This is a genomic window from Bradyrhizobium sp. AZCC 2289 (genome assembly GCF_036924615.1).
GTDB lineage: Bacteria > Pseudomonadota > Alphaproteobacteria > Rhizobiales > Xanthobacteraceae > Bradyrhizobium.
The window spans coordinates 6,640,672-6,663,394 of sequence record NZ_JAZHRY010000001.1 but is presented as its reverse complement, the minus strand read 5'-3'; the positions used below and the strand labels follow the sequence as shown (position 1 = coordinate 6,663,394).

The 22,723-nt window shown below is 63.7% G+C and carries 23 protein-coding genes; 6 read left to right on the top strand and 17 right to left on the bottom strand.

The window, feature by feature from the left end:
• Nucleotides 1–145: 145 nt before the first annotated feature.
• Nucleotides 146–604: a nucleoside deaminase gene (locus tag V1289_RS31600; RefSeq protein ID WP_334401834.1), complete on the top strand. Its 459-nt coding sequence runs from the start codon at nt 146–148 to the stop codon at nt 602–604.
• 100 nt (nt 605–704) lie between these two features.
• Here the strand turns inward: V1289_RS31600 and V1289_RS31595 are convergent, their stop codons facing one another.
• The gene (locus V1289_RS31595) at nt 705–1,610 is read right to left on the bottom strand and encodes an alpha/beta fold hydrolase (protein ID WP_334407752.1); all 906 of its coding nucleotides are present in this window, start codon (nt 1,608–1,610) and stop codon (nt 705–707) included.
• Between the two features lie 255 nt (nt 1,611–1,865).
• Between V1289_RS31595 and V1289_RS31590 the strand changes: the two genes are divergently transcribed.
• Nucleotides 1,866–3,098, top strand: a complete 1,233-nt coding sequence (locus V1289_RS31590) for an acyl-CoA dehydrogenase family protein (protein ID WP_334401832.1) — start codon at nt 1,866–1,868, stop codon at nt 3,096–3,098.
• A gap of 790 nt (nt 3,099–3,888) precedes the next feature.
• Here V1289_RS31590 and purD read toward each other — a convergent pair.
• From purD to V1289_RS31570, 4 genes are all read right to left on the bottom strand, one after another.
• Entirely contained in the window at nt 3,889–5,172 is a 1,284-nt protein-coding gene (purD, locus tag V1289_RS31585; RefSeq protein WP_334401830.1) for a phosphoribosylamine--glycine ligase, read from the bottom strand.
• 120 nt (nt 5,173–5,292) lie between these two features.
• Nucleotides 5,293–5,598, bottom strand: a complete 306-nt coding sequence (locus tag V1289_RS31580) for a winged helix-turn-helix domain-containing protein (RefSeq protein WP_334401828.1) — start codon at nt 5,596–5,598, stop codon at nt 5,293–5,295.
• 2 nt (nt 5,599–5,600) lie between these two features.
• A complete protein-coding gene (locus V1289_RS31575) occupies nt 5,601–6,152 on the bottom strand; it encodes a hypothetical protein (RefSeq protein WP_334401826.1) in 552 nt (183 codons plus the stop codon).
• Nucleotides 6,149–6,670: a DUF2306 domain-containing protein gene (locus V1289_RS31570; protein WP_334401824.1), complete on the bottom strand. Its 522-nt coding sequence runs from the start codon at nt 6,668–6,670 to the stop codon at nt 6,149–6,151. The genes V1289_RS31575 and V1289_RS31570 overlap by 4 nt, the downstream gene beginning before the upstream one ends.
• 145 nt (nt 6,671–6,815) lie before the next feature.
• Between V1289_RS31570 and xseA the strand changes: the two genes are divergently transcribed.
• The gene (gene xseA / locus V1289_RS31565) at nt 6,816–8,441 is read left to right on the top strand and encodes an exodeoxyribonuclease VII large subunit (RefSeq protein WP_334401822.1); all 1,626 of its coding nucleotides are present in this window, start codon (nt 6,816–6,818) and stop codon (nt 8,439–8,441) included.
• Nucleotides 8,442–8,598: 157 nt separating this feature from the next.
• Here xseA and V1289_RS31560 read toward each other — a convergent pair whose 3' ends face one another.
• Nucleotides 8,599–9,456, bottom strand: a complete 858-nt coding sequence (locus V1289_RS31560; RefSeq protein ID WP_334401820.1) for a dienelactone hydrolase family protein — start codon at nt 9,454–9,456, stop codon at nt 8,599–8,601.
• Nucleotides 9,457–9,651: 195 nt separating this feature from the next.
• On the opposite strand from V1289_RS31560, the gene V1289_RS31555 reads away from it, so the two are divergent.
• Nucleotides 9,652–9,873: a DUF2093 domain-containing protein gene (locus V1289_RS31555; RefSeq protein ID WP_334401818.1), complete on the top strand. Its 222-nt coding sequence runs from the start codon at nt 9,652–9,654 to the stop codon at nt 9,871–9,873.
• Nucleotides 9,874–10,047: 174 nt separating this feature from the next.
• Here the strand turns inward: V1289_RS31555 and lpxK are convergent, their stop codons facing one another.
• The 6 genes from lpxK to V1289_RS31525 form a co-directional block, all read right to left on the bottom strand.
• Nucleotides 10,048–11,070, bottom strand: a complete 1,023-nt coding sequence (gene lpxK / locus V1289_RS31550) for a tetraacyldisaccharide 4'-kinase (protein ID WP_334401816.1) — start codon at nt 11,068–11,070, stop codon at nt 10,048–10,050.
• Complete coding sequence (locus tag V1289_RS31545) at nt 11,063–12,349, bottom strand: 3-deoxy-D-manno-octulosonic acid transferase (protein ID WP_334407750.1); 1,287 nt, start codon at nt 12,347–12,349, stop codon at nt 11,063–11,065. Before V1289_RS31545 ends, lpxK begins: the two co-directional genes overlap by 8 nt.
• A gap of 10 nt (nt 12,350–12,359) precedes the next feature.
• On the bottom strand, nt 12,360–13,073 hold the full coding sequence (locus V1289_RS31540) for a lysophospholipid acyltransferase family protein (protein WP_334401814.1): 714 nt from the start codon (nt 13,071–13,073) through the stop codon (nt 12,360–12,362).
• The gene (locus V1289_RS31535) at nt 13,070–13,318 is read right to left on the bottom strand and encodes a DUF4170 domain-containing protein (RefSeq protein WP_334401812.1); all 249 of its coding nucleotides are present in this window, start codon (nt 13,316–13,318) and stop codon (nt 13,070–13,072) included. The genes V1289_RS31540 and V1289_RS31535 overlap by 4 nt, the downstream gene beginning before the upstream one ends.
• Nucleotides 13,319–13,395: 77 nt before the next feature.
• The gene (locus tag V1289_RS31530; protein WP_334401810.1) at nt 13,396–14,205 is read right to left on the bottom strand and encodes a 3'(2'),5'-bisphosphate nucleotidase CysQ; all 810 of its coding nucleotides are present in this window, start codon (nt 14,203–14,205) and stop codon (nt 13,396–13,398) included.
• The gene (locus V1289_RS31525; RefSeq protein ID WP_334401808.1) at nt 14,192–15,607 is read right to left on the bottom strand and encodes a TldD/PmbA family protein; all 1,416 of its coding nucleotides are present in this window, start codon (nt 15,605–15,607) and stop codon (nt 14,192–14,194) included. Before V1289_RS31525 ends, V1289_RS31530 begins: the two co-directional genes overlap by 14 nt.
• Nucleotides 15,608–15,893: 286 nt before the next feature.
• On the opposite strand from V1289_RS31525, the gene V1289_RS31520 reads away from it, so the two are divergent.
• Nucleotides 15,894–16,418: a DUF6101 family protein gene (locus tag V1289_RS31520; RefSeq protein ID WP_334401806.1), complete on the top strand. Its 525-nt coding sequence runs from the start codon at nt 15,894–15,896 to the stop codon at nt 16,416–16,418.
• Between the two features lie 163 nt (nt 16,419–16,581).
• Here V1289_RS31520 and V1289_RS31515 read toward each other — a convergent pair whose 3' ends face one another.
• The 5 genes from V1289_RS31515 to V1289_RS31495 form a co-directional block, all read right to left on the bottom strand.
• Entirely contained in the window at nt 16,582–17,145 is a 564-nt protein-coding gene (locus V1289_RS31515; protein WP_334401804.1) for a cytochrome P460 family protein, read from the bottom strand.
• Between the two features lie 134 nt (nt 17,146–17,279).
• Complete coding sequence (locus V1289_RS31510; RefSeq protein ID WP_334401802.1) at nt 17,280–18,791, bottom strand: YncE family protein; 1,512 nt, start codon at nt 18,789–18,791, stop codon at nt 17,280–17,282.
• Nucleotides 18,792–18,820: 29 nt separating this feature from the next.
• Nucleotides 18,821–19,360, bottom strand: coding sequence for a DUF305 domain-containing protein (locus V1289_RS31505; protein WP_334401800.1), 540 nt, complete (start codon nt 19,358–19,360; stop codon nt 18,821–18,823).
• Between the two features lie 433 nt (nt 19,361–19,793).
• Nucleotides 19,794–20,726 (bottom strand): 4-hydroxybenzoate octaprenyltransferase, encoded by a 933-nt coding sequence (ubiA, locus tag V1289_RS31500; RefSeq protein WP_334401798.1) that lies wholly within the window; start codon nt 20,724–20,726, stop codon nt 19,794–19,796.
• Nucleotides 20,727–20,736: 10 nt separating this feature from the next.
• Nucleotides 20,737–21,396, bottom strand: a complete 660-nt coding sequence (locus V1289_RS31495) for a hypothetical protein (protein WP_309184845.1) — start codon at nt 21,394–21,396, stop codon at nt 20,737–20,739.
• 491 nt (nt 21,397–21,887) lie between these two features.
• Between V1289_RS31495 and V1289_RS31490 the strand changes: the two genes are divergently transcribed.
• Nucleotides 21,888–22,637 carry a 16S rRNA (uracil(1498)-N(3))-methyltransferase gene (locus V1289_RS31490; protein ID WP_334401796.1) on the top strand — a complete coding sequence of 250 codons (750 nt, stop codon included), beginning with the start codon at nt 21,888–21,890 and terminating at the stop codon, nt 22,635–22,637.
• Nucleotides 22,638–22,723: the final 86 nt, after the last annotated feature.

Genomic DNA, 22,723 nt, shown 5'->3' with positions numbered 1-22,723 from the left:
TCTCGTAAACGAATGAAATGGCGATCAGGCTGACGTGGATGGGCTGTCATAGCGATAACGCGCGCGCACTTGGCTCAAGGCGCATTCTCACGCAAAACCGGTATCCACTTTTGCTGAAGGCGCACCTCATAGCAGGTTTCTTCCGATGATACGAGGCATGACCGCCCCTTCTTTCATGGATTTGGCCCTGAAAACCGCCGAAAACACCGGAAAAGCGGGCGAAGTTCCGATCGGATGCGTGATTGTCAGGGGGTACGAGGTCATCGCCACCGCCGGCAACCGGACCCTGACCGACCGCGATCCGACCGCGCATGCCGAGATTTTGGCGATCCGGCAGGCCGCGGAGACGATCGGCACCGAGCGGCTGGTCGATTGCGACCTCTATGTCACGCTGGAGCCGTGCACGATGTGCGCCGCCGCGATCTCGTTCGCGCGGATCCGGCGATTGTACTATGGCGCCGCCGATCCCAAGGGCGGCGCGGTCGATTCCGGCGTGCGGTTCTTTGCCTCTCCGACCTGTCATCATGTCCCCGAGGTCTATTCCGCCGTCGGCGAAACCGAGGCGGCGACGCTGCTGAAGGAGTTTTTCAAGGTGCGAAGGTAGGCCTAATCTCGTCATTGCGAGCGAAGCGAAGCAATCCATCTCGCGGCATACCGGATAGATGGATTGCTTCGTCGCTTCGCTCCTCGCAATGACGGGAAAATTACGCCGCCAGGAAAAACTCCCTCAACAATTTCGCCGTTACCTCCGGATTCTCCTCCGTCAGAAAATGTCCGGAATCGACCGGCGATCCCGTGACGTTGGTCGCCCAGTTCTTCCAGGTATCGAGCGGCGTGGCGGCGGCGCTGGCGACGCCCGCGTCGCCCCACAGGGCCAGCATCGGGATCGTGATTTTTTTGCCGGCGTCGTGATCGGCCTTGTCGATCTCGTAATCGGCATAGGCGCCGGCGCGATAATCCTCGCACATCGCATGCAGGCGGGAGGGATCGCGGAACGGCGCCAGATAATGTTCGAGCGCGCGCGGATCGATTGCCGCAAGCGTCTTCGACTTGGTCTGGCTCGCCATCTTCTGCTTGAGGAAGAAATCCGGATTGCCCGATATCAGTGTCTCCGGCAGCGGATATGGCTGCGCCAGAAAGGTCCAGTGATAGATCTTCAGCGCATAGAGCCGGTTCATGCGCTCCCAGTAATTATAGGTCGGCAGGATATCGAGCACCGCCAGCTTCGAGAGACGCCCGGGATGATCGAGCGCCAGCCGGTACGAGACGCGCCCGCCGCGGTCGTGGCCGGCGAGCGCGAAATGGACGTGGCCGAGTTGCTCCATCGCCTCCACCATCGTCTTCGCCATTGCGCGCTTGGTGTAGGGCAAATGCTCCTTGTCGCTGTCGGGCATGTCCGACCAGCCATAACCCGGCAGGTCCGCGATAATCAGCGTGAATTTGTCGGCGAGCTGCGGAGCGACGCGGTGCCACTGCACATGGGTTTGGGAAAATCCGTGCAGCAGCATCAGCGGCGGCCCCTTGCCGCCGACGCGCGCGAAGATGCGCCCCGCCGAGGTGTTGATCCATTCGGAGCCAAAGCCGGGAAACAAATCGGCGAGATCGGGCATGGTCACACACTTTCATAAAATCATCCGCGAAAGCGGATGATCCAGTATTCCAGCGACAGCAGCGATCGACCCGAGAGGCCGCAGCGTACTGGGTACCCCGCTGGAGCCTGTCATCGGGCTCGCTGAAAGCGAGACCCGGTGGCGGGGGACGACAGTTGTTGTTGCTTCAAACTTTGTTTGCCGTTGCCGCTGGCATGTCGCGGGTTTATGCCATTGCCAGGCCCAACCAACAACAAACCGAAACGAGGAAATGCCATGTCGATCGATTTCGAGATTCCGGCCGAAGCCAAGGCGATCCGCGAAAAGGTCCGCAAATGGGTGCATGACGAATGCATCCCCGCGGAAAAGGAACTCGATACCAAGCCGCTCGCCGAGGTACTGGGCCCGCTGCGGAAGAAGGCTCGCGCACAGGGCCTGTGGTGCCCGTGGGTACCGAAGGAATATGGCGGCATGGGCCTCGGCCCGCTGGCCAACGCGCTGGTGCAGATGGAGCTCGGCGAGAGCATGCTCGGCGCGCTGTCGATGAACACGCAGGGCCCCGATGACGCGTCGATGATGACGATCCTGGCCCATGGCACGGAATATCAGAAGGAGAAATTCCTCAAACCCCTGCTCAATGGCGACAAACGGATCTGCTTCTCGATGACCGAAAAGGCCGCCGGCGCCGACGCCACGGGCATGCAGACCACCGCGGTGAAGGACGGCAACGAGAATTACCTCCTCAACGGCGAGAAATGGTTCTCCTCTTCCGCCAGCGTCGCCGACATGGCGCTGGTGATGGCCAAGACCGATCCGAACGCGCCGCGGCACAAGCAATATTCGACCTTCCTCGTCGAACTGCCGAACCCCGGCTACAAGATCAAGCGCAATGTCGCGAACATGGCGCTCGAGGGACCGCATGACGACGTGATCCATGGCGGCCACTCCGAGATCGAGATCAGGGATCTGAAGGTGCCGGCCGACAATCTCGTCGGCGGCGAAGGCAACGGCTTTGCCATGGGCCAGCACCGCCTCGCCTATGGCCGGCTGCGCCATGGCATGCACAACGTCGCCAAGGCCCAGCGCGCGCTCGACATGGCGGCCGCGCATGTGACCAAACGCTCGACCTTCGGCACGCTGCTCGCCGACCGCCAGGCGGTGCAGTTCATGCTCGCCGATTGCGCCAGCGAGCTCTATATCGGCCGGCTGATGCTGCTGCATATCGCCTACAAGGCGGAAAAGGGCATGGACATCAGGCAGGAGAACTCGATCGCAAAGATCTTCCATGCGCACATGGTGCACAAGGTGATCGACACCGCGATCCAGCTCCACGGCGCGCTCGGCTTCAGCCAGGATACGCCGCTCGCCAAATGGTACACCCAGGTCCGCGCGCAACGGCTGGTCGACGGTCCCGACGAAGTGCACAAATGGCGGATCGGCAAGAACGTCATCAAGGCGTTCCGCGAGCACGGCACCACGGCGAGTGCGGCCGGTGGGGATTTGCTCTAGTTGGTACATCGGGTCCTCGTGGTTCGAGACGCGCGGCGTTGCCGCGCTCCTCACCATGAGGGTCTGGAACCTCATCCTGAGGAGCCGCGAAGCGGCGTCTCGAAGGATGAAGCCACCGATCTCTCAATCAAACATGCCTTCGCGATCTCGCCGCATGATTTGCGCGAGGTTTTCCTGAAATGTCCCGCCCTCGGAACTCAGAGGGCGCAGGAAATGCCGGATGCACGCTGCACCCGCGGTCTCGTGTGCAAACATGCACAAAAAAACGCACACGAGCATACAGGTTCAGCGGAGGCAATCCGGCATTCCCTGCGCAATGGCTTTACGGCTTATAACGCGCTCTCCCCGGTGAACGGGCTTTCTTGCCACCGTCGCCATGCGGATCGCTCCACACAACTTGACGCCAGCGTCGGGGCGTCAGGACCACACGACTTCGCCGTACGTTTCAGCGCCGTTCGTCAAAGGCACATCCGCGTCCACCGCATCCCACCGCACGTTCGTGACGATCGCGAGCCGCCCCTCTTGTCGGGTGAGACGGGCGGATTCAAATCACTGATTTGCCCGACGGCGAAAGCGGAATATTTTCTTGGCGCGGGCTTGACAGGTTTTGGGTGATTTGCCCGTCGGGCTGGATTTGAAGAACGCGCCCAAAGCCTCAACGTCATTGCGAGCCACCGGGTCGCGCGAATGCGCGCCCGATGACAGGCTCCGCGAAGCAATCCATAGCGGTCCACGCCGAGGAATGGATTGCTTCGTCGCTACGCTCCTCGCAATGACGACGGAGGTAGTGTCACCCCTTCGCCCGCTCCGCCTCCACCGCCTGCCAGGCGATGTCGCGGCGGCAGAAACCGTCGGGCCATTTGATGCGATCGACCGCCTGATAGGCGCGCGTTTGCGCTTCGCTGACGGTCTTGCCGGAGGCGCAGACGTTCAGCACGCGACCGCCATTGGCGAGAATGGCGCCGTCCTTTGCCACCGTGCCGGCGTGGAAGATTTCGACACCCTCGATTTTAGCCGCGTCATCGAGCCCCTCGATGCGCGTGCCCTTGGTGTAATCGCCAGGATAGCCTTTGGCCGCCATCACCACCGTCAGCGCCGGATCGGGAAACCAGCGGAGGTCGAAGTTCTTCAACTGGCCGTCGCAGGAGGCGAGGAACGCCGGCACGATGTCCGACATCATCCGCAGCATCAAGACCTGGCATTCGGGATCGCCGAAGCGGACGTTGTATTCGAACAGTTTGGGTCCCTGCGCCGTCAGCATTACGCCGGCATAGAGTATGCCGCGGAACGGCGTGCCGCGCGTCTTCATGCCGGCGACCGTCGGCAGGATGATCCGCGCCATGATCTGGTCGTGGATCTCGGGCGTCACGAACGGGGTCGGCGAGTAGGCGCCCATGCCGCCGGTGTTCGGCCCCTGATCGTGATCGAACACCCGCTTGTGGTCCTGCGCTGTGGCCAGCGCGATCGCGGTCTCGCCGTCGCACAGCGCAAAGAAGCTGATCTCGCAGCCCGATAAAAATTCCTCGATCACGACCTCGGCGCCGGCCGAGCCGAATCCGCCTTCGAACATCATCGCGATGGCGGCTTCGGCCTCCGACAAAGTCTTGGCAACCACCACACCCTTGCCGGCGGCGAGGCCGTCGGCCTTGACGACGATCGGCGCGCCCTGCGCGCGCACATAGGCCAGCGCGTCGGCAGCGTTACCGAAACGCCGGTAGGCGCCGGTCGGAATGTTGAATTCGCTGCAGAGGTCCTTGGTGAATCCCTTGGAGCCTTCGAGCTGGGCGGCGAGTTTGCTCGGTCCGAACGCCTTGATCCCGGCGCTCGTGAGGTCGTCGACGATCCCGGCTGCGAGCGGCGTCTCCGGACCGACCACGACCAGATCCACCGCGTTGCGTTTGCAGAAATCGATCACATCAGGATGATCGGCGACATCGAGCGCAATGCATTCGGCTTCCCGGGCGATCCCGGCATTGCCCGGCGCGCACCATAGTTTCGTCAGCAGCGGGGACGCCGCAATCTTCCACGCCAAAGCGTGTTCGCGGCCGCCGGAACCGAGCAGAAGGATGTTCATGAGGAGTGGCCAATTAAGGGTGCGAGACCGTGTCGGTCGCACGAGTCTCCCTCATCCTGCAAGGGGGGATTGCCGTCATTCGGGGATGCGCCGTAAGGCGCAGGCCCGGAATGACGACCTTTATTTGCCGCCCCCCGAGGCCGCGATAATCTCCTGCAGCATCGCGACATGGCGAGCGAAGGCGCCGCGGCCGGCGGCGGTGGCCGTCACCGTGGTCTGCGGCTTCTTGCCGACAAAGGCCTTCTCGACCGAGACATAGCCGGCCTTGGCCAGCGTCTCGATATGGGCGCCGAGATTACCGTCGGTGGCGCCGGTCAGCTTTTTCAGTTTTGAGAACTCAAGCCCCGTGGTCGCCGGCAGCGCGTTGAGCGCCGCCATGATCCGCAGCCGCAGCGGCTGGTGGATGATATCGTCGAGTTCAGTCATCATCAAATCCGGCGCATCCAGAGGCCGCCGAGGACAAGCCCGCCGCCGTGGACCACCGCCATCCACAACAGGAAGGCCGGCCCGATGTAGTAGTAGCCGATCAGCGTCAAGGCGGTCGTGCAGACCGCGATCACGATGAATGCGTAACCGAACCACAGGCCGGCGAGTGCATAAAACAGCATGCCATAGAGGGCCCAGAACACGATCATCTGGCGCGGACCGAAATGGCCGAGCATGACCGTGCAAAAGGCGCCGAATGCACCGATCAGCAGGAAGGTGATCAACGAGCGGATCGGAAAGGCGCGGGCACCGGGGCGAAGGTTGCTGACGAAGCCGATCGCGATGGTGACGGCGAGGCCGAGGAGATTGGTGACAGTCCAGATCGTGTAGCCCTGGCGCGGCCAGGTGTAGTTGGCGATGTAAGCCGCAAACACCAGCACGCCCCATATCGTGATGATGATGCTGGATATCTGATAGATCTGCGATTGGCGGACGCGCCGAACGACGTCGTTGATGTCGTTCAGCGCCGCGCTGGCCTGCTGGCTGTCGATCATGACGGGACTCCGCCCTGCTCGACCAGCTTGATGGAGGCTGACGGCGCGTCCGCTGGCGGGCGATGCTTCCCGATCAAAACATAGGCGATCGTCATCACCACAATCGACAAGACAAATGCCGCCATCCCGATCTGCCCGCGCGTCATCGGCGGCGCCAGCCGCACCGCGATTTCCGTCGCGGCCGCTGATATCGGCGACACGTAGGACCAGGAGATCAAGGAATAGTGGGTCAGTCTCCAGTTCGCCGGCCGCGGGCTGCGCAGGAGCGGCACGATCGCCGACACAACGCAGGCGAAGTTTATGATCGCGGCGACATGGAACAGGTTGAAACTGCCGCTGAACCGATAGACCAGCATCGCCGTCCCGTCAGCGACCAGCATGGCGTAGACATAAAAGTAGCCCCGCGCGCGATGGCCTGCGCCGCGCTTCGGGCGCAGGAACTGGATCAGCCCAACGGCGATGCACAGCATCGCCAGGGTGACGTGGATTGCGCCTGCGAAGGTGAGATTGTGGAACAAGGGTCAGCCCTCCCAACCAACCTGTAACCCGAATATAGAGTACTCTGTATCATAGAGTATGGTGACAGACAAGCCCTCGCATTGGCGATGACGGCGAAAAGTCCCTACCTTGCGCCAAAGCCCGGAAAGACCGAATCGATTGCCGATGCCGCCAGCGGAAAACCTGATCAACGCGCCTGAATTCACCGTCTCGGAACTCTCCTCCGCCCTGAAGCGGACGGTGGAGGACAATTTCGGCCATGTCCGCGTGCGCGGCGAAATCTCCGGCTTCCGCGGGCCGCACTCCTCCGGGCATTGCTATTTCGCGCTGAAGGACGAGAGCGCCAAGATCGAGGCGGTGATCTGGAAGGGCGTGCATGCCCGGATGCGGTTCAAGCCGCAGGAGGGGCTGGAGATCATCGCGACCGGCAAGCTCACGACCTATCCGGGCTCGTCGAAATACCAGATCGTGATCGAGGCGATCGAGCCGGCCGGGATCGGCGCGCTGATGGCGCTGATGGAAGAGCGCAAGAAGAAGCTTGCCGCCGAGGGCCTGTTCGACGAGGCGCGCAAGCAGTTGCTGCCCTGGCTGCCGGAAGTGATCGGCGTCGTCACCTCGCCGACCGGTGCGGTGATCCGCGACATCCTGCACCGGCTGGAAGACCGCTTTCCGCGCCGCGTGCTGGTATGGCCGGTCAAGGTGCAGGGCGAAGGCTCGGCCGAACAGGTTGCGGCCGCGATCCGCGGCTTCAATGCGCTGCCGGCGGGCGGCAAGATCCCGCGGCCGGATTTGCTGATCGTCGCGCGCGGCGGCGGCTCGCTGGAGGATCTGTGGTCGTTCAACGAGGAGATCGTGGTCCGCGCCGCCGCCGACAGCATGATCCCGCTGATCTCGGCGGTCGGGCACGAGACCGACATCACGCTGATCGATTTTGCCGCCGACAAGCGCGCCCCGACGCCGACCGCGGCTGCCGAAATGGCCGTCCCGGTGCGCAGCGAATTGTTCGTCGAGGTTGCCGCGCTGGCGCGGCGCACGATGGTGTGCTGGCTGCGCGGCCAGGAGAGCCGCCGCAACGAACTGCGCGCCGCGGCGCGCGCGCTGCCGGCGGCCGGCGAGTTGCTGGCGATCCCGCGGCAGCGGCTGGATCATCTGGGCTCTGCGCTGCCGCGCGGATTGAAGGCCAATACGCATGCGCATCATCGCCGCTTCGCGCAGATCAGCGCGGGGCTGACGTTGCGCGTGCTGCACGGACAGGTCTCGCAAGCCAGGCAGCGCCTGACCGTCTCCGGCGAGCGGATGAGGCTTTCCACCCGCGCGCTATTGCGCAACCGCAGGGATCGCTTTGCCGGGCTGGAAATCAGGCTGAAAGCCTCGAAGCTCTCCAATGCGCAGGCGCAACGGACCAAAATCGCGCGGGAACGCGAGCGCACGCAACGGCTGGCCGAGCGCGCCCGCCGCGCGCTGGTGACCGCCATGCAGCGGCTCGAGGCGCGCGTCGCCCATAGCGGCCAATTGCTGTCGGCGCTTTCCTATCGCGGCGTGCTCGCGCGCGGTTTTGCATTGGTTCGCGACGAACAGGGTCACGCCGTGCACGCCGCGGCTGCGGTCGGGCCGAACGCGCATCTATCGATCGAATTCGCCGACGGCCGCGTCGCGGCGACCGCGGATGCGGACCGGCCGGCAGCGACCGCAGCACCGGCGAGCGAACCGAAGGCTGTCACGCGTGAGCCGAAGACGGCCGTCCCGCCCAAGCGCGTCGCAAAGCCGGTCGATCAGGGAAGTCTGTTTTAAGCGCGCGGCCTCTCACCGTCATGGCCGGGCTTGTCCCGGCCATCCACGTCTTCGTTTCTTGACGCCGCCAAGTCGCGGATGCCCGGGCATAGGCGCGCGGAAGCGACGCCGTCCTTCGGACGGCTGTGCCCGGGCATGACGATCTATTTCGCCAACATCACCGCGCCAGCCACTCGGCGACACGCTTTTGCGAATCGGCGCGCGCTTCGGCGTCGGTGCCGATATGGCCGTGCTCCGGCACCGCGGCGTCGGCGTTGCCGCCGACCGCATGCAGCGGCAGATTGGCGCGGTCGAAATCATGGGCGGCGCCGGGATAGACTTCGATCCGCGTCAGCGCGGTGCGGCCGCGCGCGCCGTCGACCATCTGGCGGCAGGCCGACGGCGAACTGACGTCGTCCTTGGCCCCGATCAGGAGCAGCGTCGGCACCCGCGCGCTCCAGCCGAGCCCGGAGGAAATGCGGCAGTCCGGATAGAATGCGATCGCCGACCGGAATTCCGGCGCGGTGCCACGCGACGACTGCGGCCGCACCGCCCACAGCAAGGCGCTGGCGCCGTTCGCCCATCCGATCAGGCTGATGCGGTCATGCGCGGCCCAGGGCTGCTGCGCCAGCCATTGCCGCGCCGCCGTGATGTCGGCGACCCGCTCGCGGCGTGCGCGCACGTGCCGCTCGTTGACCCGGCATTGCGGGCCGAGCTCGCGCGAGCCGTAGCTGTCCGGCAGCAGCACCGCATGACCGGTCTTCAACAATTGTTCCGACCAGTCGCGGTAGCGCGGCAGCACCGGCTCGGAATGTCCGCCCAATCCGCCGCAGCCATGCAGCGCGATCACGGTGGGAAACGGCCCGTCGCCGTCCGGCTTGTAGAGCTGGGCGTGCAGGGTCAGATTGGCCGCGGGGATGTCGACCTGATGCGGCGCGGGCAATGCCGCCGCCTCCGCGGCGAATGCCAGCGCCAAGGTCGAGGCAACGGCCAAGACAAAATGCGTCAGGAATGCGGTTGCTGACCGAGGGCGCATCGGGTCTGGCCGGATCTTGATCGCGCTGGAAACGCAGCGAACCATGGGCCGAAGGCTATCATGCGAAAGGGGCACAAAATCATCACAAGTAGGTGGGTTTCGGGGGCGGACACTACGACCTATTTATGATAGATCGAATCTCGAAAATACACTTAAGGCCTCCCGAACGGGCCGGGCCTATCGGAGAATTCAACGGTGCTGAATAAATTCGGTCCCTCGGGCAGTGGCGAAGCGCAGGTGCAATATCTGGACGGCGATTTCCGCGTGATCTCGCCAGGGACCTATGTGCGCTGCGCGATCACCGACGCGCGGATCCCGCTCGACGAACTGAAATACTGGAGCGTCGATTTGCAGGAAGCCTATGCTGTTCCCTCTGCCGTGCTGCAGCGGCATTTTCCCGGCGCGCTGAAGGCGTGAACTCGTCGTCCCGGCCCAGTGCGCAATTGCGCACAAGGAGCCGGGACCCATAGTCACAGGTCGTCGTGGTTATGCCAAGCTGATGCGCCAGCTGTTCTCAGTTATTAACAGCGGTGGTTATGGGTCCCGGCTCCTTGTGCGCAATTGCGCACTGGGCCGGGACGACAAGGATTGTTAATCGCGAAATTTCCTGTCGCGCGCCTTGAACAATCGTTCCGTCACGAACTTCCGCAACAGCGCCGCGTCGTCGAATTCCAGCGTCACCGCGAACGGCACGATCGCGCGGGCCCAGCCGGGCACTTCCCCATTTGTCTGCAGCCGCGCAAAATCCTTTTCCGTCGTCACCAGCGTCAGCCCGTCGCGTTTGGCCTGCGCGATCAGCGCCTCGATCTCGCCTTGCGAAAACGAATAGTGATCGGCGAAGGCGCGCTGCCTGACCAGTTCGATCCCGCTGGCGCGCAAGGTTGCGAAGAAGCGGGCGGGATCGCCGATGCCGGCAAAGGCCAGCACGCGCTGGCCGCGAAGCGACGCGACCGACGCGTCATCGGGTTTTAGACGCGCGCGCAGCACCGGCTTTCCGCGCGACGTGAGTTCGGCCGCCACCGCCTCGGCAGCGGCGCCCTGGCCGACAATGACCAGCGCATCGGTGCGCGCCAATTGCGGCCGCAGCGGCGCGCGCAAGGGGCCGGCCGGAAGCACGCGACCGTTGCCGAGGCCGCGGTCGCTGTCGATCACGATCAGGGAGACGTCCTTGGCCACCGACGGATTCTGGAAACCGTCATCCATCAGGATCACGGACGCGCCTTGCGCGCGCGCCAGCGGGACGCCGTCGGCGCGCTCGCGCGAGACCACCACCGGCAGCGCTGCAGCCATCATCAGCGGCTCGTCGCCGACGTCGGCGGCCGCATGCCTGACGGGATCGACCCTGACCGGGCCGCGCAATTTGCCGCCATAGCCGCGGCTGAGCACGACCGGCGTCTCGCCGAGATCGCGCAGCAGTCCGGCCAGCGCCAGCACCGTCGGCGTCTTGCCGGCGCCGCCGACATGATAATTGCCGACGCAGAGCACGGGAATGCCGGCATCGAGACCATCGCGCTGCAGGCGTTTGGCGGCGATGGCGCCATAGAGCGCGCCGAGCGGCCTCAATAGATGCGATTTCCAGGAAGGCGGGCCGTGCCAGAAGCCCGGCTCACGCATTCGCGGCTCCCATTTCGAGCCGCAGCTGCAACAGATAGGGCTCGAGCGCCGCAAGCGTGCGTTCGAGCGCGCCGCCGAGCTGTTCGACCACGCGCTCGGAGGCCGCCAGCGATGCTTCGCGCGCCTTGGGATCGGCCAGCAGCTGGCCGAGCTGTTTCACCAGCGCCTCCTGGCTATCGGCCCGTCGCGCGCCGCCGGCCGCATCGAGCGCTTCGTAGACATCGGTGAAATTGAAGACATGCGGGCCATGAACGATCGCCGCGCCGAGCTTGACCGCCTCGATCGGATTTTGCCCGCCATGTTCAATCAGCGATCCGCCCATGAACACGATCGGCGCCAGCCGGTAGAACAGGCCCAGTTCGCCCATGGTATCGGCGACATAGATATCGGTCGCCGCCGTCGGCAATTGCTCGCGCGAACGCAAGCTTGCGTGCAGGCCCAAAGCCTCGACAGTGCGGGCGACGGCCTCGCCGCGATCGGCATGGCGCGGCACGATCACGGTCAACAGTCCCGGAAAGAAGCCGGCCAGCGTCTTGTGCGTCTCCGCCAGAATCTCTTCCTCGCCGGGATGCGTGGATGCGGCGACCACGATCGGGCGGCCGCGTGTCATCGCCATCAGCCGCTCGAGCTTTGCCGGATCGGCCGGCGGGGCCGGAACATCCAGCTTCAGATTTCCGGTGGTCACGACGTTGCGGCTGCCGAGTGCCGAAAAGCGATCCGCATCGAGTTGCGACTGCGCCAGGCAGACATCGAACCGGCCGAGCAGCGCCGAAATCGTGTTCGAGACCCGGCGCCAGCGCGGAAACGAGCGCTGCGACATCCGCCCGTTGATCAAGACCATCGGCAGCCGCCGCGCCGCGCTCGCCAGGATCAGATTCGGCCACAGGTCCGATTCGATGAACAGCGCCAGCGACGGGCGCCAGTGGTCGAGAAACCGCGCGACGTAGCGCGGCGCGTCGTAGGGCACATATTGATGGATGACGTCGGGAGGGAACCGCTTGGCGACGATTGCCGCCGACGTCACCGTGCCCGAGGTCAGGAGGATGCGGAGATTCAGCGCCCGCAGCTTCTCGATCAGGGCGGCTGCGGCCAGCACCTCGCCGACGCTGGCGCCGTGAATCCAGACCAGCGGTCCGTGCGGCCGGACGTCGTCGCTCATGCCGCGCCGTTCTCCGACCCGCGCCGGATCTTCCTTGCCGAGCTTGAGCCGCCGCTTGATCAGCGCAGGCGCCAGCGGCACCATCGCGAACGACAGTTTCCGGTAGACGCGCAACGTCATCGGTAGCGAATTAGCCAAGCGCTGCCTCCGGACGCCCGACGGCTGCGTAGGCGCGGCGGGTCGCTTCGTTCAGGTAAGTCTCCACCTGCAGCCGCAGCTTTTCCATGGTCTCGGCGTCGGCGTCAGGCGGCACGTACACGGCATCGATACCTACCACGGCGCCGCGTCCGAATGGCAAATTGATCGTGCTACTGTCCCAATTCTTCAACCGGATGAACCGGCTGGTGACCATCGCAAACGGCAGGATCGGCCGTCCGGACTCCCGCGCCAGCATGATCAGGCCGAGGCCCACGACCCGCGCGCGCTTCGGCACGTCGGCGGTCGTTGCCACATTCCAGTTTTCTTCCAGCGCCAGCACCATCTCCCTGAAGGCGCCGACGCCGCCCTTGCGGTGAAAGGCCCCGCCATGATCGCCGGAGCCCCGGATCGTGCGAATGCCGAGCCGTTCCGCGGCGATCGCGTTGAATTCGCCGTCGCGATGCCGCGAGATCAGCACCTTTGCCCGGTACGACTCCTTGGTCTTGATAAACGGCGTCATGAAGTGCTGGCCATGCCAGAACGCGAGGATCGCCGGCATGACCGGCTCGACCTGCTCATAGACATCGACCGGGTCGTATTTGAACCGGTTGGTCAGCCAGACCAGCCGCAGATATTCGGCCGCGAGGAAACCCAGCGCGCGCTGAACCCAGCTGCTGCGCAGCAAATCGCGAACTAATCTTTTCAACGGGAGGGCTTTGTTTCTTGACCCGGATCCAGCAGCCGGTGGAGGTGGACCACGAAATAGCGCATGTGGGCATTGTCCACGGTCTGCTGCGCTTTCGCCTTCCAGGCCGCATGAGCCGAAGCGTAATTGGGGTACACGCCGACGATTTCGACCTGATCGAGATCCTTGAACGTCGTGTGTTCGAGATCGGTCAACTCGCCGCCGATGACGAGGTGAAGCAATTGCGGCTGGGCACTATCTGGCATGATGGTCTTTCCTAAACGAGGTGCCCGGCAAGCAGCACTGGTCGTGAGCACAGGATTTCCGGCGCGCGTCGACGTGTTCAGGGCAACGGACGGTTTCGAAAATGCTCGACAATGCGTGCATGACGATCGTGTCCCGCTGCCACCAGCACCCCGTGCGCCACCTCCCGGCGATTGTACTCGATCGTGTCCCCCGAGAGCGCGGTCATCCTACCATTCGCTTCCTGCACGATCAAATTGGCCGCCGCAAGGTCCCAGTCGCGGCTCTGGCCGCCCGCAAAAGCGGCATCGAGGCTGCCCTGCGCGACCCGGCACAGCCGCAGCGCCAATGAACCGATTCGCGGAAACAGCGTGATTTCTTCCGCCGACGGGCTCAGCCGCTGCACCAGCGGTTTGGGGCCGGCCATGCGGGAAAAATCCAGCTCGGTGCCGGCGGTCGCCGATACCGCAACGTCGTTGAGCGTCGCGCCCTGCCCGCGCGCGGCAAAGAAGAACTCTTCGCTGACCGGCGCGAACACCGCCGCCAGCACCGGTGTTGCGCCCGCCACCAGCGCCACGCTGACGCACCAGTCTTCGCGGCCCGCGAGATAGGCGCGGGTGCCGTCGATGGGGTCGACGATCCAGACCAGCGGCTTGCCGAGACGCTCATCGTCGTCGACGCTTTCTTCCGACAGCCAGCCATAGTCCGGCGTCGCTGCGCGCAGCCTGCGTTCAAGCAGATCGTTGACGGCGATATCGGCCTCGGAGACCGGCGACGAGGCGCCCTTGGTCCAGTTCTTCAACTCGGTGCGAAACAGCGACAGCGCCAGCGCGCCCGCCTCGCGCACGGTGTCGGTCAGCAGGGCGGCATCGCGTGCGCTGGTGTTGTCGATCGTGTCAGCGTCCGCCAAGCGTCAAACCCTCGATGCGCAGCGTCGGCGCATTGACGCCGTAGCGGAACTCCAGATCGTTGGCCGGGACCAGCGATTTGAACATCGGCAGCAGATGGCCCGCGATCGTCACTTCGCTGACGGGATAGGTGATCTCGCCGTTCTCGATCCAGAAGCCGGACGCGCCGCGGCTGTAGTCGCCGGTGACGCCATTGACGCCAGAGCCGATCAGATCGGTGACGTAAAATCCCTGTTTAATATCGGAGATCAGCTGTTTCGGCGTCAGCTCGCCCGCTTCGAGATGCAGATTGTAGGAAGACGGCGACGGCGACGACGATACGCCGCGATGGGCGTGCCCGGTCGTGACCATGCCGAGCTCGCGGGCAGTTGCGGAATCCAGGAGCCAGGTGGTCAGCACGCCGTCATCGATGATCGCGAGCTTCTTGACCTTGACGCCCTCGACGTCGAAGGTCTGCGAACGCAGGCCGCGCACCCGCAGGGGATCGTCGATGATGCGGATGTTGCCGGCAAACAATTGCTCGCCCAGACGGTCTTTCAGGAAACTGGTCTTGCGCGCGATCGATGCGCCGTTGACCGCGCCGACGAGATGGCCGACCAGCGATCCCGCGACCCTCGGATCGAACACCACGGGCACCTTGCAGGTCTCGACCTTGCGCGGATTGGACCTTGCCACCGTGCGTTCGCCCGCCTTGCGGCCGACGCTTTCAGGCGAGGCGAGATCGGAGGCATGCGGCGCCGACGTGAAATCGTAGTCGCGCTCCATGCCGGTGCCGTCGCCGGAAATCGCGGTCATCGAGATGCCCTGGCTCGAGCGCAGATAAGAGCCGTGGAAACCGGTGGAGGTCACCAGCACCATGCCACCGATACCGCTCGAGGCGGACGCGCCGCCGGATTTGCTGACGCCCTTGACCGCGAGGCCTGCGGCTTCCGCCTCCATGGCGCGGCGCTCGAGTTCCGACGTCGACGGCACCTTGCGGTCGAGCAAATCGAGATCGGGGAAATCGCGCGCCAACAGCGACGGATCGGCCAGCCCGACATATTTGTCGTCGGGCGCCACGCGCGCCATCGCCACCGCGCGCTCGGCCAGCTTGGCGACGCCATCGCCGCTGATGTCGTTGGTCGAAACCACCGCCTGGCGCTTGCCGACCAGCACGCGCAATCCGACATCGTCGCCTTCGGAACGCTCGGATTCCTCGACGCGCCCGTCGCGCACTTCGACGCCCTGCGACACGCCGCGCACCGCCACCGCATCGGCGGCGTCAGCGCCCGCGCGCCTGGCGGCCTCGACGAGGCGCTGCGCCAGCGTCGAGAGCGCGGATTGGTCGAACAGGTCGGAGGTCGCGTCTTTCGACGAACGCGGCGAAGCCTTGGATGGTGAAGCCTTGGATGGTGAAGAGTTCACAAAAAAAATCCCTGACATTGAAGCGAGCGGGAACGCAGATCAGCAGGCCCACCAGATGTGCCTGATTCACAGGGATTTCAAGCATTTTGCGGCTGGAAAAGCCAAACAATTTCGATAATCACGCAAGGTCTCGTCAATCATGTGAGCCAAGGTCTTGTCAATCATGCGAGCGGATGAAGGGCAGGTCACGGCGGGTTAACCAGTCTTTTTAAGGCGAAACGGAAACGGCTCCGCTAAGGTCTCAGCTATCGACCGGGAACATAATCCTGGCGGGGAGACTAAAGCCGTGAGGCGTCAAACATCAACAAGCGGGATCAATCCCGCCGGGTCGAGCCGTGTCATGCGGCTCGACCCTCTTTCTCTTCCGCTCAGCTTCCAAGCGCAGGATACCCGCGCAGACGGCGGCGTGCGGAGAATCGAACTTCACCGCGAACGCGTCGTGCTGCACCGTGCCGTCCAAGGCATGCAGATGGCCATTAACGTTCGCGTCAGCGACTTTCTCGGCGTTGGCCTGCGCGGCCTCGACGACGCGCAGATGCTGGTGCTGGTCCATCGCGACCCGTCCTTGAACATCCCGCTCGGCGTGAGCTCCGACCGCGACGAGATTACTTCCGCCTGGCAGATGTGGAGCGATATCTTCCAGCTGCCGCAATTGCCGGAAGACCACCCGAGCGAACCGGCGGTCCGGCGCCGGCGTCACAACGCAATCCGCGCGCGGCGTCCGAAATTTCTGGTGCGGCGCCGCGGCGGCGACCTGCTCAACCCTGCGAATATCCATCAGGGCGAGCGCGAGATCATCGCGCGGGATTAGGGCGGGTAAATCAGGCTTCTGCAAGCGCGGCTTGCTGATTTCCGATTCGCACCGAAAGCGACCGAATTATTGCATCGCCGCGAAATGACGCGATGTGCCATGTGCGGACATCAACCACTGTTCGGCGCAGTCGTCACGACCGTCCGTCAACACTATCCGATACTCACCTCTTTCCATACTCCGTGAATACGTAGTCGCGGTTCTGCACCACCGTGTGGCACGCGAACCCGCACTTCGCGTCGTTTTCCTGGGGCGGATTGTCCGCCACGGTGGCGGGCCTAAACGTATCGGACACCGCGTCATACTCAAACGCGCCCCATCCCCATCCCCATCCGCCGCTGTCCGCGAACCTCTTGCTGTCCTTCACCATGAAATCAACGTCATGCTGGGTACCGGGCACGGTTGGCTGACCAGGGTACGTCTCTTGTTTTTTCGGGGTCCAGTGAATTTTCGCCATCTTGGCGCCGTCTGCGAAAGGCTTGCCAATGTCGGGCACGCCCTGCCTATAGGCGTCGATCATCACCGGATTCCCAACGATCACAGCAATTACGCCTTCGTTCTCACTGATCGCGATCACCGGCCAGTCCTCGTATCCCCTGAACTCAGAGAACGCGAGCCCGTTCGGTACTTGCAAAGTGTACTTGTCCTGCGCGGAAATCGCGACACCGGCCGCCAAGACGGCGATCAACACCGAAATAACTAGACTGATCGGCGTGCTTTTCTTCATTGTCGCATCTCCCTCATTCGGTTTAGCGGCGGATAACCCTTTGCTGGAAATCGCCTCGTCGCATCGCCTTCTCCGAGGCTCGGGACTGCGCCGAACTGCAGCAAATCATGTCATCGTGCAGCGTCAGAATCCCTTCATTCCGTTTGGACTTGAACGGCAGCACCGTGGTTATCGGGAGTGCCGGGAAGGATCACCAGGTAGCGACGCGGGATCTTGTCCTCGCCACGTACTAACTGGCGGATTGGTCCGATTGCATTGACAACGGCTGCGCCCGCGGGGTTGGTCATGAATCCTTGCAGTGGTTCGAGAACGCCGGTCCCCGACGGCTCACTCGCCAACGCAAGCAGATATGGCTTTCCTGGCTCGAGCCCGGTGACCGCGGCCTCTAATACTTGCACCAAGCCCTGATCCGACAGCGAAACGCTGGTGGGCGCTTTCTCCTCTTTGTTTGCTCCCGGCAGCGCGAGCCACAGCTGCGCCGATTGGCCAGCCACGCCGAGTGGCTGCAGGTTGTTGGTTCCGAGACCTTCGGGGACGACCATCATTCTGGTCATTGCCGCGTTGAGGGTGCCGCTCACCGCGGGCACGGCAACGGGCACGTATACGAGGGCTTGCGGAGCTTGGCCGATCGGACTAGTCGCGATCACTTCGTTCTTTAGTGTATCAATTGCGGCTACCTTATCCTCGTTCTCGAGGCCGACATAGACTCGCGTGCCGTCCCCAGATGGCCAGATACCATGAGGTAACTTGCCCACCGGAATGGTCGCGACCCGCTCAAAATTGTCAGTGCGGAACACCTTAATTTCGTTGAGCCCGCCGATAGTGACATAGGCGAACATGCCGTTGGCATTGCGCACGATATTGACGTGGTTGGTGATCGGACCGGTGTCGAGGGTCTTCAAGAGCGCGAATGGCGGTTGCCCATCGAACACTTGGGTCTTGCCGGTGTCTTTCAGGGTAAACCAGACCTGCTTGCTGTCCGGCGTTGCGGCGATGTTGGGACAGAACGGGCTAGCTTGCGGAACCCTGCCGACGATTTTGTGATCGGCAACGGTGATGACTTCGGTCTCTGGTGTAAAGGAGGAGCAGACATAGCCGTATTTGCCGTCGGGGGAGAAGATCGTCATGCCCGGACCGTTGGGAACGGTAATCCGTGTCTTCTCCTCGTAAGTTGTGCCGTCCAGTACGGAGACGTAGTTCTCGCCGCGGACGACGACCCAAACCTCACTGCCATCCATGGTAAAGAACGGTTCGTGCGGAGAGCGCCCAACATAAGTTATGTGCTTTACACTATTGGTCGCGGTATCGATGAAGATCACCGCATTCGAGCCGATGGCGACAACGGCAATGGTGCGATGATCGGGCGAAAACCCCATGCCGTGCACCAACAGCTGGCCCTTATAGAGCGGACTGAGATTGGCCGGCAGCGGATCGCCGAGACGGATGGTGCCAACGAGCTTGTTGTCGACGGGATCGGTGACGGAGACGGTGTTCGAGTACTGTTCAGCGGAGTAGACGCGATCTTGATGGCTGATGGGAATGTCGGGATCGGAAGCGGCGGACGGCACCTGACCGGCGACGGCGTAGCAGGCACCGATAAGAGCTGTCGTGAGCAACAGAACGACCACAATTGAGCTGCGTCCCATATCACTGCTCCTTTACCAGATGTTGTGCATTACTCGATTTTCGAATCGCTCATTGCCGCGGGCGGGATTTGATCAGGCGACGGTACCGACGGCGGCAGTGGTTGGCCCAGCGACAACCGCATCGCAGTGATCTCTTGCAGCTGGGTGACGATGATTTCCTGAGCCATGCGCCGGAGTGGCTCATTGCGTCCGTAACGGAGTTCGGCCTGCGCCATCTCAATCGCACCCTGATGGTGGGGCACCATCATCGCCACAAAGTCGGTATCGACATCGCCCGACGGCCTGATACCCATGTCGATCATCATCTTTGTCATCGCGCTGACATTCTCGGCGAGGTACGGAGCCTCCGCGGCAGGCGCGGAACCAAAAGGCTTCGCGCAGATTGCTGAGATGTAGTCTGCAAGCGATTGCGGGTTGTTCGAATAGACAGTCAGATATGCTGTCGCGGCAACAGCGCCGACCGCGATCGCCGCGAGGTGTGAGCCTACTGACAAGCGAAGGGTTGGCGACACAGCGGTGCCTCCGGCCAGCCGCGACCGCGACAACGTCTTCTGCGGCCCGCGGAACATTACGCGGGTAGAGTCGTTCAACGCGTCACGGTTTCGAATGGTTCCATACGTCCGCGGATGGTGGCCTTTCTCGCGTGCTGCAGCGGCTTCTCCCGCGCTGTAGGCGGCCGTTGACGATCGATGAGGCTGCTTACGTTGATCTAAATCAAAAACAGGACGGCAGCGTAGCAAGTTCCGGACATCTCTTATGGGTCATTCGCGACCGGGGTCGAGCCAGCGGCAAATCCGGACATCAATTATCAGGGCGAGCGCGAGATCATCGCGCGGGATTGAGCTTTATTCTAGCCGCATACAGCGACGTCATCCTGAGGTGTGCTCTTCGCGCGCTTCGAAGGATGGCAGCACGCACCGGTGCAAGTCATCCTTCGAGGCTCGCCGAAGATGGCGAGCACCTCCCGAGTGAGCGCAATTGCGCTCATCCGGGATGACGTCGTTAGATCGCCCGCATCACGGCATCCACCAGCAATCCCGCAAACAGCAGCAGCCCCGCGTCGCGGTTGGATTTGAAGATCCGCAGGCATAGCGCGGGATCGCCGATATCGAGCCGCCGGATTTGCCGGATCAGATGCGCCGCGAACGCGGCAAGCCCGATCCATGCCGGCCATCGCGCCCCCGCCGGCACCAGCGCAACGCCGATCAGCGCGACCGCGAGCGTGTAGAACACTGCCAGCGCCCGATGGGTGCGCGCGCCGAACAGGCGCGCGGTGGATTTGATGCCGATCAGCGCGTCGTCCTCGGCGTCCTGATGCGCGTAGATGGTGTCGTAGCCGATCACCCAGGCGATCGAGCCGGCATAGAGCGCGAGCGCGGTCAGGTCGATCCGTCCGAGGATGACGGCAAATCCCATCAGCGCGCCCCAGGAGAAGGCCAGCCCAAGCACGACCTGCGGCCACCAGGTGATGCGCTTCATGAAGGGATAGACCGCGACGATGATCAGCGAAGCGATGCCGGTCACGACCGCGAAGCGGTTGAATTGCAGCAGCACGAGCAGCCCGATCAGCGCCTGCAGCACCAGGAAGGCGAGCGCCTGCGGCACGCTCACTTGGCCAGCCGGTATCGGCCGCGACCGCGTCCGCTCGACTTTTGCATCGAGATCGCGATCGGTGATGTCGTTCCAGGTGCACCCCGCCCCGCGCATCACAAAGGCGCCGATGAAGAACAGCACGACGACGAGGGGCAGTTGGCCGATTGCGCGCGAGACGTCGGTAGCCAGCGCCGCCGACCACCAGCACGGCATCAACAGTAGCCACGATCCGATCGGCCGGTCGAAACGCGAGAGCCGCAAATAGGGCCGCGACCACGACGGCGCGCGCGTGTCGACCCAGTTGCCGGTCGCATCGGCGACGCGGGCGGTGGCGTCGCTCATCTTGGACAGGTCATCGGGTGAGAACGTTGCCGTTCAGCGTATCGAACGTGCTGCCGCCCTTTTGCGTCGGCGTCGCTTCCGGAGCCGACGCCGAGGAGCCCAGCACTTCGCTCAGGCTCGGCGCGGCCGGCCCGCGCGTCTGCGCCTGCTGCGCCACCGCGCAGACCTTCTTTAGCATTCCTTCGGTGTTCTTGTGGCCGGCCTTGAGCTGATCGCCGATCTGCGGCGGAATTCCGCATTTGGCCGAGTTGGCTTCGATGTATTTGATCATCTTGATTTCGGACTGGCCGAAATTTCCGATCAGCTTGCAGGCCTCGTCCGGCGGCGCATGCCGCTCGCTCGCGGCCTTGATCAGCTTGCCGCGCTTCTCCGCCTCTTCGCGCAAGGGAATGAACCCTTTCATGCAGGCGTCCGCCGCACCGCCGGATGGCGGCGCCGGTCCGCGCTCGAACGCCGAGCCGGAGATCGGCGCGGCTCCGCCGGAGGGAAATGCGGACGGCGTGGCGCCGATGGAGGCCGATGGCGCTGCGCCGTTAACCGGCGGAAATGCGGGATCGTTGGGCTGGACGGATTGATTGGGCAGCGGCGCCGGGAACGCGCCCTGCGCGAAGGCCTGACCCGCATGGATGGTCACGGCTAAGGTCAGCGGCACAATCAGGCGGCGGATGATCACGGGTGTTTCTCCGGCAAGGTCCAGCGGGCCCCAACGTCTTCCGATCGAAGCGCGACTTGCGATAAGGCATTTTACGATTGCTGGGGCCCCTTAACAACCCGTCGAATTGGGCAACAGCGCGGCGTAGGGCCGCGCTGCGGTCAAAAATCGCCTCCAGATTCTAACGCTTTAGGCTAAAAGCGGCGCCGATCGGGCCATTAGCGCCGCCTGAACTCGACTTTCGGGCCCCGGCCTCTTGGTCGACGCCAAAGGCGGCCGAATCGGGCGCGTTGTCATTGCCGCCGCGCGCGAATCGTCCTGACCGGGCAGCGGAGCGGCAAATGCGCCCCGCGCGAAAACCTGACCCGCTTGAAGGGCGACAGCGGCAGGGGTCAGAGGCACAATCAAGTGGCGGATCATCAAAGCCCCAGCGGTCTTGCGGATCGAAGCGGGATTTCCGAATAACGGCGTTTTACGCCTAGAAGGCGGCACGGATTGGACCTCGCAAAATGCCTGAACTCGACTTGCGCGCCCCCCGCTTGTTCGTCGATGCCCCCTTGAGCCCGGGGCAATCGGTTACGCTCGAGCAAAACCAGAGCAATTATCTGGGCAACGTGCTGCGGCTTTCCGCCGGCGAATCGATCCTGGTTTTCAACGGACGCGACGGCGAGTGGCAGGCCGAGATTGCGGGCCGCAAACGGCCGGACAGCCTGACGATCACAGCCCAAACCCGGCCGCAGGATCGCCTGCCCGATATCGCCTATGTGTTCGCGCCGCTGAAACATGCCCGGCTCGACTACATGGTGCAAAAGGCAGTCGAAATGGGTGCGTCGTCGCTGCAGCCGGTTCTGACGCGATTCACCCAGGTCTCACGGGTCAATGGCGAGCGGATGCGTGCCAATGTCATCGAAGCCGCCGAGCAATGCGGCATCCTGAGCCTGGCCGAGGTCGCCGAGCCCGTGCCCTTCGATCGCTTCCTGAGCCAGCGCGAGAGCAGGCGGCTGCTGGTGTTTTGCGACGAGGCCGCCGAGGTCGAAAATCCGTTGGAGGCGCTGCAGGGGACCTCGGCCGCGGCCGGGATCGACGTCCTGATTGGCCCCGAGGGCGGATTTGCCGAGGAGGAGCGCGCGCTGTTGTTGCGGCAGCCGCAAACCTTGAGGCTTTCGCTGGGACCACGGATCCTGCGGGCCGACACCGCCGGCGTCGCGGCGCTGGCGCTGGTGCAGGCGGCGCGTGGCGACTGGGGCGGATCGGGCTAGCCAAGTCCGGCTAAAATCGTTAACGCACCCGGTCATTAAGCCACTTGCATTAAGCCACTTGGCCAATCGCTGTCGAAACCCCGCTT

Coding starts and splice junctions, on each gene's coding strand:
- xseA (WP_334401822.1), top strand. CDS start 6,816: ATGCCGCCAGCGGAAAACCTGATCAACGCGCCTGAATTCACCGTCTCG.
- V1289_RS31490 (WP_334401796.1), top strand. CDS start 21,888: ATGCCTGAACTCGACTTGCGCGCCCCCCGCTTGTTCGTCGATGCCCCC.
- V1289_RS31600 (WP_334401834.1), top strand. CDS start 146: ATGATACGAGGCATGACCGCCCCTTCTTTCATGGATTTGGCCCTGAAA.
- V1289_RS31505 (WP_334401800.1), bottom strand. CDS start 19,360: ATGTTCCGCGGGCCGCAGAAGACGTTGTCGCGGTCGCGGCTGGCCGGA.
- V1289_RS31560 (WP_334401820.1), bottom strand. CDS start 9,456: ATGCGCCCTCGGTCAGCAACCGCATTCCTGACGCATTTTGTCTTGGCC.
- lpxK (WP_334401816.1), bottom strand. CDS start 11,070: ATGCGTGAGCCGGGCTTCTGGCACGGCCCGCCTTCCTGGAAATCGCAT.
- V1289_RS31535 (WP_334401812.1), bottom strand. CDS start 13,318: ATGCCAGATAGTGCCCAGCCGCAATTGCTTCACCTCGTCATCGGCGGC.
- V1289_RS31590 (WP_334401832.1), top strand. CDS start 1,866: ATGTCGATCGATTTCGAGATTCCGGCCGAAGCCAAGGCGATCCGCGAA.
- purD (WP_334401830.1), bottom strand. CDS start 5,172: ATGAACATCCTTCTGCTCGGTTCCGGCGGCCGCGAACACGCTTTGGCG.
- V1289_RS31575 (WP_334401826.1), bottom strand. CDS start 6,152: ATGATCGACAGCCAGCAGGCCAGCGCGGCGCTGAACGACATCAACGAC.
- V1289_RS31545 (WP_334407750.1), bottom strand. CDS start 12,349: ATGACGTTGCGCGTCTACCGGAAACTGTCGTTCGCGATGGTGCCGCTG.
- V1289_RS31580 (WP_334401828.1), bottom strand. CDS start 5,598: ATGACTGAACTCGACGATATCATCCACCAGCCGCTGCGGCTGCGGATC.
- V1289_RS31510 (WP_334401802.1), bottom strand. CDS start 18,791: ATGGGACGCAGCTCAATTGTGGTCGTTCTGTTGCTCACGACAGCTCTT.
- ubiA (WP_334401798.1), bottom strand. CDS start 20,726: ATGAGCGACGCCACCGCCCGCGTCGCCGATGCGACCGGCAACTGGGTC.
- V1289_RS31595 (WP_334407752.1), bottom strand. CDS start 1,610: ATGCCCGATCTCGCCGATTTGTTTCCCGGCTTTGGCTCCGAATGGATC.
- V1289_RS31515 (WP_334401804.1), bottom strand. CDS start 17,145: ATGAAGAAAAGCACGCCGATCAGTCTAGTTATTTCGGTGTTGATCGCC.